The following is a 12,911-nucleotide window of genomic DNA, read 5'->3' as shown; positions in this document are numbered from 1 at the left end:
TTCGTGGACAAATCGGGCAGCGCTAGCGTGCTCTCCCGGACACTTTTGGTTATCGCCCCAGTTCACGAACCCTGCACCCCGGCCTCATCTCCGGGCCTCATTGCGGCTACGACTGGGACGGTGACGGCCTGGCCGATCACGTCCTGCACCCCGGCCTCATCTCCGGGCCTCATTGCGGCGGGTCGTACGTCCAGGTGACGACGGCCCCGCCGCGGGTCTGCACCCCGGCCTCATCTCCGGGCCTCATTGCGGCCCAGCAATGAGCACTACTACCAACCCACACGTGGTCCTGCACCCCGGCCTCATCTCCGGGCCTCATTGCGGCTAGTACATGATCGTGTTGTCGTGTGCCCAGTGGATCTGCTGCATCTCGGCTTTATCTCCGGGCTCCATTGCGGCGGCGACATCATCGACTGGCAGATGCTCGCGATCTACCAGCTGTATCCCGGCTTCATCTCCGGGCCTCATTGTGGGGAGCGGACCGCGCTGTCGGCCGGTGAGTCGCCGGCCCGCTGCATCCTGGCTTCATCGTCGGGCCTTATTGCGGCCAAGTGATGTCTTGCCTCATGCCGATGATCGCCTTAGTGGTGTATCCCGGTTTCACTCCCGGGCCTCATTGCGGCACCGACATGGACACCCCACCCGCCGGGAAGGCTGCACCCCGGTTTCACCCCCGGGTCTCATTGCGGCTTGCCGCCCGCGGTGCCCTTGGCTTTCGCCGTCCCCGCTGCACCCCGGTTTCACCCCCGGGCCTCATTGCGGCATGTCCGCGAGCGCCAGCACGATCCGGCGGTAGCAGGCTGCACCCTAGTTTCACTCCCGGGTCTCATTGCGGCTTGCAGCGCGCGCACCGGGTGCACTGGCACCGGTACCGCTGCATCCCGGTCATCTCCGGGCCTCATTGAGGCGGGAGCCAGTAGACCAACCAACCAGGCGAGAGGAGGATGCTGCGTCCTGGCTTCATCGTCGAGTCTCATTGCGGCAAGCGGGGAGTCTGGTACACGGCGCCGCGGGACCTGGCTGCATCCCGGCCTCGCCCCGGGCCTCATTGCGGCGACTTCGAGGACGGGGGAGCCGCGTAGGTTATGTCGGCTCTGTCCTGGCTTCATTGCCGGGCCTCATTGCGGTCGCGACTCTCAGGCCGACTACGACGGCCACCTGCACGGCTGCATCCCGGTTTCAGTCCCGGGCCTCATTGCAAGGGCTGCTGTATCTCAACTTCTACAACGATCGCGGTCCGCTCCGCCGCTGTTAGCAACAGGCGCTGAGATAGCCACTAGTGGATAGTGCTGTGCCGAATGCGTGCTGAAGTTCTGTGTGGCCACAGGGCTTCAGCGCTGTTTACCCAGGTAGACAGGTTGATCGGAGGTCGCAGTGAGCGGGACTCATAATCCCTGGGCTGCCCTCTGGTTCTTCCGCGTGGTTGCGTGCGTGGATACAGCCGACGTCTAGCGCCCTGTCACGGGATGACGCTCGTAGCGCCACGGTGCATTGCCCAGTGCTCAGCGATCCACTTTTTATGGGCTTTGGCGAGGGGCACAGCCAGCGGCTGGCCGTGCAGCTTGTCATAGTCGGAGTAGGCGCGGATGCTGGGTGCGATGTCCAGAGTCATCGTGGTTGGGTTGATCGCGATCTGTCCGAGGTCGAATAGGCGGTGGACGTCGCGGCGCAGCAGCAACCCGCCGTAGGTATGGTGCATGCCGCTTCTGGCGTAGCTGTACAGGTGTGCCGCTTCCAGGGTCGCCGCGGGCATGGGGCCGAGGAAGGCGCATACCTCGCCGAACTGCTCCAACAAGCTGGCACGAAAGACGGCCTGGCCGTTGCGGACGCGGACTGTCCTGGTCTTATGTCCCCCGGCGATGACCTTGCGCGTGTTGTCCGCGATGTCCAGGGGGGTGGCGTTCTTCCCCGTCTCCACGCGGGTACGGAAGTCGTCCCAACGCAGGCGCCGCAGGGCATTCTGTGAATTGGGCTTTTCGCATAGAGCCCGCAGCTCCGGTGCCGAGACGTGACCGCGGAGGTCGATCCAGCCGGCCTCATAGCGGGCGCGGTAGGTGGTCACCGGGACTGTCTTACCGTCCGGAGTGTCAAACTCCGCCTTGCACTGATCATTCCAGCACCGGTACCTCGGTGTCATCGTCGTGCGTTCGGCGATGTCCGCCTTCTTGCACTTAGGGCACCAGCTGAGGTCCTTGGTGCCAGGGCCAGTCGTGATGTCCTCGATCACGGACAGGCCCAACAGGGCATCCCCGTCCCACAGCACGATCGTGTCCCCGACTTGGACGTGGGATGCGTTGGGTACCTTGCTGTCCCAGCTGTAGTGGGTGGCGGGGTTGTCGTCATACCCTTCACCTACGCGCTTGGCCTTCGCGGTCAGGTACATCAACCACGCTGTCACGTGACTCCTCCGTTGCCCGGCACCCGCCCCAAGCCCGCCGGCCACGCGCACGCTCGCGGCCTCGGGGACGGCTCACATGGTCAACGTAGCGGGCGGTACTGACAGTGCCTTAAGGCAGTCGCAGGGCCCATTTATGGACCTACCGTGGACCAGAACGCCAGTCTGACGGCGAGTCGGAGCGTTCTCCCAGCTCAAAGGGATGCGCAGCGGGGATGTGTAACCCTCTCCGGAGCCGGGAGCGCAAGTTCGAATCTTGCAGGGGGCACCAGGGGGAAACCCGGAGACGACCCGCGGAAACGCGGGTCGTTTTGCTTTTCGGAGTCCTCCGGCCTGGGTCTCCGGCGTGCGTTGATCGCGCCAGCGAGATCGGATGGTCGTCTGTGACGTACTGGGTTCTGTCTCACCAGTAGACGCGAGTCACGTCAGAACGGTCTCGTGCGCTCCTGTGGTCGGTTGACGCGTCGCGACCACCCCTGAGATCTTGCGTGTCGCCGCCTCCCCCGAACACATGCGGGCCTCACCGTTTCCGGCCACTTGGGGCTGGAGGCGGTTCCCCTTCGGGATCCACTGCCCAGCGCCTCCGCTGAACCGGACATTGTTCGGCTGGATGTCCCTTTTGTGAAACTCCGTGTCTGTTCATTCCTGTTCCGCGTCGCTGCGGAGTGAATATTTCGGATAACCAATTTTATATATAGCTACGAACAGAATATCCGAATTTCCTTTTTGAAACTCGACGCTTCGCCGATTCGTTGCTCTTTGTGGTCGCACTAGATCAAACCCGAGCCGATCAGAACTGTATCCCGGGTGCGGATGGTGGGGCCGGACAGAGGGAGGCGGAAAGGGGTCCTATGGCGGAGATCGCCACTGCTTCGACGATTCGGCGGGTCGCGACTTGGCACACAAGGGCGAGTGTGGCTCTCGTGGTGCCGAGTCTTCTGTTAATGATCTTGGTGTTGGCCGGCTGCTCGGCTTCCGGGGTCGAGGGGTCGTATCGGCCGGCGTTCATCCCCGTGAAGTTCACGGTGAACCCCTCGGGGGATTTGCAGATCAGTGGCGAAAGTTCTCTCGTAACCCCCGTGGGGGTCTTCTCGATCGGCGCGAAATATGATCTGCCCTCCCGGGACGGCGACGCCATCTATGTGATCATTCGGGATGGGAACGCATCCCATGACCGATCAATAGCCGGATTCGATCATATTTATGAGATCAAGAGCGGAGCGGGTGAGTTCAAGGCCGTTGTGAACGGGACGACCTCCATTCAGGTCGTCAATCGCGAAGTGCTCATCGACATCACCCAGGGAACGGTCCAGACGATCGAGTTCACGGGGGCGGAGGCCGTTCTCCGAGAGCGCCCCGCCGACATCATGACACGGTGGGAGGACTACTGGGCGTCCTCGTTCTACGTCCCCTTCGCGCTGTCTCGCTGGGCGTACGACGACTCGACGATGTCGAAGTGGTTCGGCATCGGTTTCGTCTGGTTCCTCATCCGCCTCCTGGTGGCCCTGGTTCTTTTCGTGGTCGACGTCTTCCTGACGTTGGGCTGTGTCCTGGCCGCCGTCGCCTTCGTGATCTTCGGTCCTACCGGTCAGAACATCATGTACGGGCTGGAGGTTTTGTTCACGTTGTTCGTGCTCGCTTGGGGATGGGCGATCGCGATGGACCTGTAAGCGTCGTGGGCCCACCGGAGTCGGGCCGGGTGATCATCCCCGGCGCCGGGCCGGGGCATGGGTCGCCCTGAGGTCGGCGGCCTGAGCGCGGGCCTCGCGAGAGGTGTCGACGGGGGAGTTGCCGACGATCGCCGACCCGTCTCCGGACGGGTCGGCGATCTGTTGTGCCGAAGCTTCTGGCGGTCCTGTCGCGGACCGCCGATCATCGAGCCCCCGGTGGGGCGAGGGTCGTCGGTGACCCGATCCGGCCCCGAGGGAGAGTGTCGAGGGGCGCTCGATCTGAGGTTGTGATGTGGCGTCCCTGGTCAGTGATGTGCGCGTGACCGATTTTTAATGATTGAAACTGTTGCTTTCCACGCACAAGCGCGCAATTCTGTGACGAAACGAGAGGAGGAGGCGAATCTCGCGTGCTGACATGAGTCCTACGGTTATGGGCCTTGTCACTCCGGCGCTCGTGGCGAGGGCGTTGGCGGAGAGTGCGGAACAGTGCGCATGCCATCACGATCCGAACTCCGTTCACGAGGAGTCACATGCGTCTCCGAGCAATCGTCTCCCCGGTCCCCCCGGCTTCTTCCGCCGCTCAGGGCCTCTCGACCGCGGCCGTTTCCCCGGTCGCCCCCACCCCTGTCTCTCCGGTCGCCCCGGCCACTCGCACGGCGGGCGGCACGGCCGCCCAGCCCGTCCGGGACGAGGTTCACTCCCTATGAAGATCGCATTCCTCGGCGCGGGCAGCGTCGAGTTCACCCAGGGTCTGCTGGCCGACCTGTTCGCCTTCCCCGACCTGGACGGCCTGGAGATCGCCCTGCACGACATCCACCCCGAGCGGCTCGACACCGCCGAGGCGGCCGCCCGGTTCATCGCGGGGACAGAGACGGGGACGGGGGTGAGGCCGGGCGGGAGGACGGCGAAGATCTCCGCGCACCTGGAGAGAAGGCGCGCGCTCGAGGGCGCCGACTTCGTCATCAACATCATCCAGGTCGGCATGATCGACGCGACCCGGATCGACTTCGAGATCCCCGCCCGCTACGGACTGCGCCAGACGATCGCCGACACGATCGGCGTCGGCGGGATCTTCCGGGCGCTGCGCACGTTCCCCGTGCTGGAGGGAATCGGCCGGGACATCGCCGAGGTCTGCCCGGACGCGTGGCTGCTCAACTACACCAACCCGATGGCCATGAACGTCTGGTACCTGGCCGCCGCCACGCCGGTCCGCAACGTCGTGGGGCTGTGCCACTCGGTCTTCTGGACCGCGCACGACCTGGCCGGGCTGGTCGGCGTGCCGTTCGAGAAGGTGAACTATCTCGCGGCCGGGGTCAACCACCAGGCGTGGATGCTGCGCTTCGAGTCCGAGGGGGAGAACCTCTACCCGAGGCTCGACGAGGCCATCGCCCGCGATCCCGGGCTGCTGCGCCGGGCGCGCGTCGACATGTACCGGCGGCTCGGCTACTACCCGACCGAGACCAGCGAGCACTCCGCCGAGTACGTGCCGTGGTACCTGCGCGACCCGGCCGAGGTGGAGCGGCTGCGCATCCCGGTGGGCGCCTACCTCGGCATCAGCGAGGAGAACGTGCGCCGCTACGAGGCGACCAGGGACGCCCTGCGGGCGGGCAGGTCCCTGGAGGTCGAGGCCACCATGGAGTACGCCCCGCAGATCGTGCACAGCATCGCGACGGGGACGCCCCGGGTCATCCACGGCAACGTGGTGAACAAGGGGCTGATCTCCAACCTGCCGGACGGCTGCGTCGTCGAGGTGCCGTGCCTGGTCGACGCGCTCGGCGTGCGGCCCACCGCGGTGGGCGAGCTCCCCGCGCAGTGCGCCGCGCTCAACCGCTCCTACGTCAACGTCAACGACCTCACCGTCAGGGCCGCGGTGGAGGGTCGCCCCGAGCACGTGCGGCACGCCGTGATGGCCGACCCCAACGCCGCCGCCTCCCTGACCGTCGAGCAGATCTGGGAGCTCTGCGACGACCTGGTCCGCGCCCACGGCGACCTGCTCCCCGAACCCCTCAGGAGTATGTGATGAAACGGAGCGTAGTGCTGCTCCTGCTGGCCGCGTTGCTGGCGGGCTGTGGCTCCGGAGCGAAGGACGACGCCTCGGGACCGGTCGAGATCGTGTGGTGGCACGGCCAGGTCGAGAACCAGGCCAAGGTGCTGGAGAAGCTGACCGCCGACTACAACGCCGCCCATCCCGACGTCAAGGTCGTCGCCGCCGTCGGCACCACCAACGTCGACGACATGCTGCAGAAGGTCCAGGCCGCGCTGGCCGGGGGCAAGGCGCCCGACATCGCCTACATGTACGGGTCGTGGATGCCGCACCTGGCCAAGAGCCCGCAGGTCTACGACCTGGCCGCGACGGTGAAGGACCCGGCGTTCGGCTGGGAGGACTTCTGGCCGTCCGAGCGGGCCGTGGCCGAGGTGGACGGCAAGGTCGTCGGGATCCCCGCGGTCGTCGACAACCTCGGGGTGATCTACAACAAGAAGCTCTTCGACGCCGCCGGGGTGCCCTACCCCTCGGCCGACTGGACCTGGGACGACTTCCGCGCCGCCTCGGCCAAGCTGACCCGCGACGGGGTGTACGGCACCGCCTACCCGGTCACCGGCGGCGAGGACACCGTCTGGCGGTTCTGGCCGCAGCTGTGGCAGCAGGGCGGGAGCATCCTGTCGCAGGACGGGAAGAAGGCGGCCTTCAACACCCCGCAGGCCGTCCAGGCGCTCGACCTGTGGGGCGCGATGGCCCGTCAGGATAAATCCGTCTATCTCGATCAAAACGGGGAGAAGTTCCTGCCCCTCTTCCAGAGCGGCAAGATCGGGATGATCGTCGCGGGACCGTGGGCGCTGCTCGACGTCATCGAGCACAAGGTCTCGTACGGCGTGCAGGTCCTGCCCGGCTACGCGGGCAACCACGAGACCGTCGCCGGTCCCGACAACTGGGTCGTCTTCGACAACGGCGACAGGCGGGCCAAGGCGGCGGCGGCCTTCCTGACCTGGCTCACCCGGCCGGAGCAGGACGCTCGCTGGAGCCTCGGGCTCGGCAACCTGCCGCTCCGCAAGGCCACCATGGCGCTGCCCGCCTACAAGAAGTTCACCGAGGACTTCCCCGAGGTGAACGTCTTCACCGACAACCTGGACAACGCCAAGCAGGCCCGTCCCGCCGTACAGGCCTATCCGGAGCTGTCGGAGAAGGTCGGCGACGCGGTCGCGAGCGTGCTCGTCGGCGGGACCCCGGCGGCCGAGGCGCTGGCGACGGCGGCCCGGGAGACCGACCGGATCCTGGAGAAGTCCCGATGAGCGTGGCCGGGATGACGCTCACGGGAACGAGTGCGCGCGGCCGGCGGCGCCTGCCCGACCTGACCGGCTGGGGCTTCGTGCTCCCCGCCACCCTGGTGATCGTCGGTCTGTCGATCTTCCCCGCGATATGGGCGCTGCTGCTCTCGCTCAGGGACGGCGACCTCATCACCGGCGGGTCGTACGTGGGCCTGCAGAACTACGCCGACATGCTCGGCGACACCGCTCTGCACGCGGCGGCCGGGCACACCCTGCTCTACACCGTGCTGTTCGTGCCGGGCTCGATCGTGCTCGGGCTGGTGCTGGCGACGGCGCTGAACCTGCCGATCCGGTTCATCGGGCTCTACCGCACGTGCATCTTCGTCCCGTACGTCGTCTCGGCCGCCGCCACCGGCATCCTCGCCAACTTCGTCTTCGACCCGGACTTCGGCATCGTCAACGCCGCGCTCAGGGCGCTCGGCCTGCCGGGGATGGGCTTCCTGCAGGACCCCGACCAGGCGATGATCACGCTCGTCGTGGTCTCGCTCTGGGGCGGGGTCGGCATGCCCGCCGTGGTCTACCTGGCCGCGCTGCAGGACATCCCGAAGCAGCTGGTCGAGGCGGCGCGGGTGGACGGGGCCGAGCGCAGGCACGTCTTCCGGCACGTCACCCTGCCCCAGCTGCGCCCGGCCACCGTGTTCCTCGCGATCTGGCAGACCATCACGGCGCTGCAGCTCTTCGACCTCGTCTACACCACGACCAAGGGCCAGCCCCTCGACTCGACGACGGTGATCGTGTTCTACCTCTACCGGCAGGCCTTCCAGCTCTTCCACTCCGGGTACGGGGCGGCCGTCGCCTACGGCCTGTTCGTGGTCACGCTGGTCGCGTCCGCCGGGGCCCTCTGGTACACCCGCCGCGCGGAGGCCTGATGAAACGCCCCTGGCTCGCCCACCTGATCCTGGCGCCCACGGCGCTGGTCTTCGTGGCGCCCCTGCTGTGGATGACGCTGACCGCGTTCATGCCGGACACCGAGATCAACCGCTATCCCCCCACGCTGTGGCCCTCGGAGTTCAGCCTCGCCGGGTTCACCCGGATCTTCACCGAGGACGACTACCCGCGCTGGCTGCTCAACACCGTCGTCGTCGCGGCGGTCGCGGTCGTCGGCCACGTGGTCCTGTGCTCCCTGGCCGGGTACGGCTTCGCCCGGCTCAAGTTCCCCGGGCGCGCGGTCGGCTTCACCATGGTCATGGCGACGATCATGATCCCGGCGCAGGTGCTGATGATCCCGACGTTCATGATGTTCCGGAATCTCGGCCTGATCGACACCCTGGGCGCGGCCTTCGTGCCCTGGCTGGCCTCGGCGTTCGGCGTCTTCCTGATGCGTCAGTTCTTCCTGTCGCTGCCGCGCGAACTGGAGGAGGCGGCCAGGATCGACGGCTGCTCGCAGCTGGGGGTGTTCTTCAGGATCGTGCTCCCGCTGGCCAGGCCCGCCCTGGCCGCGCTGGTCGTCTTCACCCTGCTCGGCGCGTGGAACGACCTGATCTGGCCGCTCATCTCGATCAGCTCGGAGGACAACTACACGCTGCAGATGGGCCTGTCCACGTTCGCGGGTGCCCGCCACACCGAGTGGTCGGCGCTGATGGCGGGCAACCTCGTCGCGGTCTTCCCGCTCGTCGCCGCCTTCGTCCTGGCCCAGCGGCACTTCATCGCCACGATGTCGTTCAGCGGCCTCAAGGGCTGACCGCCCCGCGCTCGTCCCGGACGCCGCCGGTCAGGCCCGGGTGACCTCGATCCCGGCGTCCGTGAAGCGGCGGACCGTCACGGCGGGGCCGCCGGTCAGGCCTGAATGACCTCGATCCCGGCGTCCTCGAAGCGGCGGACCGTCACGGCGGGGGCGTCGCCGTCGGTGACGAGGACGTCGATGTCGTCGCAGGGGCAGATCCTGGCGAACGCCCGCATGCCGAGCTTGGAGGAGTCGGCCACGACGACCACCCGGCCGGCGCGGGAGGCCATGAGCCGGTTGATCCCGGCCTCGCCCTCGTGGTGGGCGAAGGCGCCGCGCTCGGGGTCGAGCGCGTCCACGCCGAGGATCGCGATGTCGAGCGAGACCTCCCGCAGCACGCCGTCCGCGAGCGGCCCGATCAGCTCGTACGACGCGGGCATGGCGACGCCCCCGACGACCACCAGCTTGACGTGCCTGCGCACGACGAGCTCGTTGGCGATGTTGAGCGCGTTGGTGACCAGGGTGAGGCTCGGCTCGCCGCCCTGCCGGTGCAGGTCGGCGCTCGTCGCCAGGGAGCGGGCGACCTCGGTGGTCGTGGTGCCGCCGTTCAGCCCGACGACCGCCCCCGCCGACACCAGCGCCGCGGCGGCCGTGGCGATCCGGTGCTTCTCCGGCGCGTGCCGCGCCGCCTTGTACTGCAGCGGCAGGTCGTAGGAGATCGCGTTGACGACGGCGCCGCCGCGGGTCCTGGTCAGCATCTGCTGGCGGTCGAGATGGTCGAGGTCGCGGCGGATGGTGGCCGCCGACACCCCCAGCTCGCCGGCCACGGCGTCCACCTCCACCTTGCCGTCCCTCGCCAGGATCGCGAGCAGCGCGTTCCACCGGTCGTGGCTCGTCATGAGCTTCCTCCTCGCCGTCCCGCAAGTCCGCGGCCGTTCTCGGTCGTCCCGGGCCGTTCCGGCGAGTCCCGGGCCGTTTCCGGCCGGTCTCGCGATTCCCGCCCGTTCCCGCCGGTTCCCGCCCGTTCCTGCCGTTGCCACCTGTGCCGCTCCGCGAAGCGTATCGAGCATTGAAACAATTACTCTTGCTCAGATATGCTCAAATGCAGCAGATTGCAAGCATAAATAAGCATTTGAGGAGAGTGTGCGTGACGTACGTCCTGGGGGAGATCGCCAGCCAGCCCGCGTGCTGGCGGCAGGCGCTGGATCTCGGCGCGGCGAACCCGGCGGGCCTGCCGGAGGCGGGGGAGCGCGTCGCCGTGATCGGCTGCGGCACCTCGCTCTACATGGCACAGGCCTACGCGGTCCTGCGCGAGCGGTCGGGGCAGGGGGAGACCGACGCGTTCCCGGCCTCCGAGCTTCCCGCGCGCCGCTACGACCGGCTGATGGCGATCACCAGGTCCGGGACCACGACGGAGGTGCTGCGCGCCCTCGACGCGGCGGGGGACGTCCCGACGGTCGTCGTCACCGCCGACCCCGCGACCCCGGTGACCGGCCTGGCCAAGACGGTGATCGCGCTGGAGTTCGCCGACGAGCGCTCCGTGGTGCAGACCCGGTTCGCCACCAGCGGGCTCGCCCTGCTGCGCGCGCACCTCGGGGAGGCCCCCGCCGACCTCGCGGTCCAGGCTGAGCGCGCGCTCACCGCGCCGCTTCCCGAGGGGGCGGTCTCGCGGCGGCAGTTCACCTTCCTCGGCAGCGGCTGGACCAACGGCCTGGCCCAGGAGGCGGCCCTGAAGTTCAGGGAGGCGGCTCTGGCGTGGTCGGAGGCCTACCCCGCGATGGAGTACCGGCACGGGCCGATCAGCATCGCCGACGAGAACAGCCTGGTGTGGTTCTTCGGCGGCCAGGAGGACCTGCTCGACGACGTCGCCCGCACCGGAGCCCTGACCACGGCCACCACGCTCGACCCGCTGGCCGACCTGATCCGGGCCCAGCGGCTCGCGGTGGAGCTGGCCCGGTCGCGCGGCCTCGACCCGGACAGCCCGCGCAACCTGACCCGCTCGGTCATCCTCCAGTAGCCATGGCCGAGGTCGTCACCGTCACCCTCAACGCCGCGCTGGACATCACCTACGAGGTGGAGGCGCTGGTGCCGAACGCCACGCACCGCGTCGCCGCCGTCCACCACCGCGCCGGGGGCAAGGGCGTCAACGTCGCCCGCGTCCTCGCCACCCTCGGCGTCGAGGTCGTCGCCACCGGGCTGGCGGGCGGGGGCGCCGGCGCGGAGATCACCGCGGACCTCGCGACGGCGGGCGTCCCGGCCCGCTTCGCACCGGTGGCGGGTAACTCCCGCCGGACCGTGACCGTGGTCGCCGACGGCGACGCCACCATCTTCAACGAGCCGGGACCGGCCGTCACCCCGGCGGAGTGGCGGGACTTCCGCGTCCTGTTCCTGGAGCTGTGCCGAGACGCCCGGGTCGTGGTGCTGTCGGGGAGCCTGCCGCCGGGCGTCGCCCCCGGCGCGTACGCCGAGCTGGTGACGGGCGCTCGCGCGCTCGGCGCGCGCGTGCTGCTGGACGCCGACGGCGAGGCCCTCGGGCTCGGGGTGGCCGCGGGGCCCGACATCGTCAAGCCGAACGCCGCCGAACTCGAACGGGCCGCGGGCCGGGGGCCCGCGCGGGAGGTCGCGTCGCGGTTGCTCGCCGCGGGCGCGGGCGCGGTGGTCGTCTCGCGGGGAGCGGACGGCCTGCTGGCCGTCACCCCGCACGGCGACTGGTCCGCCCGCCCGGCCCGGCGGCTGCCGGGCAACCCCACCGGCGCGGGGGACGCCGCCGCGGCCGCGCTGGCCCGGGCGCTGCTCGCCCCGGAACCGATCGACTGGCCCGCCGTCCTCGCCGACGCGGTCGCGCTGTCCGCCGCCGCCGTGCTGTCCCCCGTCGCCGGAACCGTCGACCTCGCCGCCTATCGCGCCCTGTCCCAGGAGATGTAATGCCGCTCGCCACAACAGCCTCGATCGTCGCCTCCGCCCCCGGCGGGGCGTGCGCCTTCAACATCATCACCCTGGAGCACGCCGAGGCCGTCGTGGTCGCCGCCGGAAGGACGGGGACTCCGGTGATCCTCCAGATCAGCGAGAACGCCGTACGGTTCCGCCTCGGACGCCCGCACCCCCTCGCCGCCGCCGCGCGCGCCCTCGCGGAGGCCGCCCCGGTGCCCGTCGCCCTCCACCTCGACCACGTCACCGACGACGCGCTCCTGTACGAGGCCGCCGAGGCGGGGTTCAGCTCGGTCATGTACGACGCGTCGCGGGATCCGTACGAGACCAACCTCGCCCGGACGGAGGCCGCCGCGCGCTGGGCGCACGAGAACGGCCTGTGGCTGGAGGCCGAACTCGGCGAGGTGGGCGGGAAGGACGGGGCGCACGCTCCGGGCGCGCGTACCGATCCCGCCGAGGCGGCCGCGTTCGTCGCCGCGACCGGCGTCGACGCCCTCGCGGTGGCGGTGGGCAGCTCCCACGCCATGACCTCGCGCAGCGCCAGGCTCGACCACGACCTGATCGCGGCGCTGCGCGCGGCGCTGCCGGTCTCCGTCCCGCTGGTCCTGCACGGCTCCTCCGGTGTGCCCGACGACGAGCTTCGCCGGGCCGTCGCCGCCGGGATCAAGAAGATCAACATTGGAACCGCCCTGAACGTCGCGTTCACCGAGGCGCTCCGCGACTCCTTCGCCGGCAGGCCCTCCGGCGCCGACCCCCGGCCCCGCCTGGAGGCCGCCAGGGACGCCATGGCCGGCGAGACCGCCCGCCTGCTCCGCGTCGTCAGTTCGTCGGCGCAGATGACCGTGGTGCCCGGCGGCGGGTCGGTGTAGTAGCCGATGACCTCGGCCCTTTTGGGGCGAGGTCCGGATCGGTCGAAGTGGTTCAGGAGCGG

11 protein-coding genes are annotated in these 12,911 nt (G+C 68.9%); 9 read left to right on the top strand and 2 right to left on the bottom strand.

The window, feature by feature from the left end; all coding sequences use genetic code 11:
• Positions 1–354: 354 nt before the first annotated feature.
• Positions 355–555, top strand: coding sequence for a hypothetical protein (locus tag ACSDR0_RS11510; RefSeq protein WP_435288754.1), 201 nt, complete (start codon positions 355–357; stop codon positions 553–555).
• A 904-nt stretch (positions 556–1,459) separates the two neighbouring features.
• On the opposite strand, the gene ACSDR0_RS11505 is transcribed toward ACSDR0_RS11510, so the two are convergent.
• The gene (locus tag ACSDR0_RS11505) at positions 1,460–2,398 is read right to left on the bottom strand and encodes an HNH endonuclease signature motif containing protein (RefSeq protein ID WP_435288753.1); all 939 of its coding nucleotides are present in this window, start codon (positions 2,396–2,398) and stop codon (positions 1,460–1,462) included.
• Between the two features lie 848 nt (positions 2,399–3,246).
• Between ACSDR0_RS11505 and ACSDR0_RS11500 the strand changes: the two genes are divergently transcribed.
• From ACSDR0_RS11500 to ACSDR0_RS11480, 5 genes are all read left to right on the top strand, one after another.
• Positions 3,247–4,065, top strand: a complete 819-nt coding sequence (locus ACSDR0_RS11500) for a hypothetical protein (RefSeq protein ID WP_435288752.1) — start codon at positions 3,247–3,249, stop codon at positions 4,063–4,065.
• Positions 4,066–4,768: 703 nt separating this feature from the next.
• Complete coding sequence (locus ACSDR0_RS11495; protein ID WP_435288751.1) at positions 4,769–6,085, top strand: alpha-glucosidase/alpha-galactosidase; 1,317 nt, start codon at positions 4,769–4,771, stop codon at positions 6,083–6,085.
• A complete protein-coding gene (locus ACSDR0_RS11490; RefSeq protein ID WP_435288750.1) occupies positions 6,085–7,353 on the top strand; it encodes an ABC transporter substrate-binding protein in 1,269 nt (422 codons plus the stop codon). The genes ACSDR0_RS11495 and ACSDR0_RS11490 overlap by 1 nt, the downstream gene beginning before the upstream one ends.
• On the top strand, positions 7,350–8,258 hold the full coding sequence (locus ACSDR0_RS11485) for a carbohydrate ABC transporter permease (RefSeq protein WP_435288749.1): 909 nt from the start codon (positions 7,350–7,352) through the stop codon (positions 8,256–8,258). The genes ACSDR0_RS11490 and ACSDR0_RS11485 overlap by 4 nt, the downstream gene beginning before the upstream one ends.
• Complete coding sequence (locus ACSDR0_RS11480; RefSeq protein WP_435288748.1) at positions 8,258–9,070, top strand: carbohydrate ABC transporter permease; 813 nt, start codon at positions 8,258–8,260, stop codon at positions 9,068–9,070. The genes ACSDR0_RS11485 and ACSDR0_RS11480 overlap by 1 nt, the downstream gene beginning before the upstream one ends.
• 95 nt (positions 9,071–9,165) lie before the next feature.
• On the opposite strand, the gene ACSDR0_RS11475 is transcribed toward ACSDR0_RS11480, so the two are convergent.
• Positions 9,166–9,951 (bottom strand): DeoR/GlpR family DNA-binding transcription regulator, encoded by a 786-nt coding sequence (locus ACSDR0_RS11475; protein WP_435288747.1) that lies wholly within the window; start codon positions 9,949–9,951, stop codon positions 9,166–9,168.
• 248 nt (positions 9,952–10,199) lie between these two features.
• Here ACSDR0_RS11475 and ACSDR0_RS11470 point away from each other — a divergent pair, with 248 nt between their 5' ends.
• Genes ACSDR0_RS11470 through ACSDR0_RS11460 form a run of 3 tightly spaced genes read left to right on the top strand, consistent with a single transcriptional unit; the run spans position 10,200 to position 12,849 of the window.
• Positions 10,200–11,069: an SIS domain-containing protein gene (locus tag ACSDR0_RS11470; protein WP_435288746.1), complete on the top strand. Its 870-nt coding sequence runs from the start codon at positions 10,200–10,202 to the stop codon at positions 11,067–11,069.
• A gap of 2 nt (positions 11,070–11,071) precedes the next feature.
• Positions 11,072–11,977 carry a 1-phosphofructokinase family hexose kinase gene (locus ACSDR0_RS11465; protein WP_435288745.1) on the top strand — a complete coding sequence of 302 codons (906 nt, stop codon included), beginning with the start codon at positions 11,072–11,074 and terminating at the stop codon, positions 11,975–11,977.
• Entirely contained in the window at positions 11,977–12,849 is an 873-nt protein-coding gene (locus ACSDR0_RS11460; protein WP_435288744.1) for a class II fructose-bisphosphate aldolase, read from the top strand. Before ACSDR0_RS11465 ends, ACSDR0_RS11460 begins: the two co-directional genes overlap by 1 nt.
• Positions 12,850–12,911 lie beyond the last annotated feature (62 nt).

Origin of the sequence: Streptosporangium sp. G11 (assembly GCF_051192615.1) — a bacterium.
Classification (GTDB): Bacteria; Actinomycetota; Actinomycetes; order Streptosporangiales; family Streptosporangiaceae; genus Streptosporangium.
The sequence above is the reverse complement of the archived record's forward strand: the minus strand, read 5'-3'. Positions and strand labels throughout refer to the sequence as shown.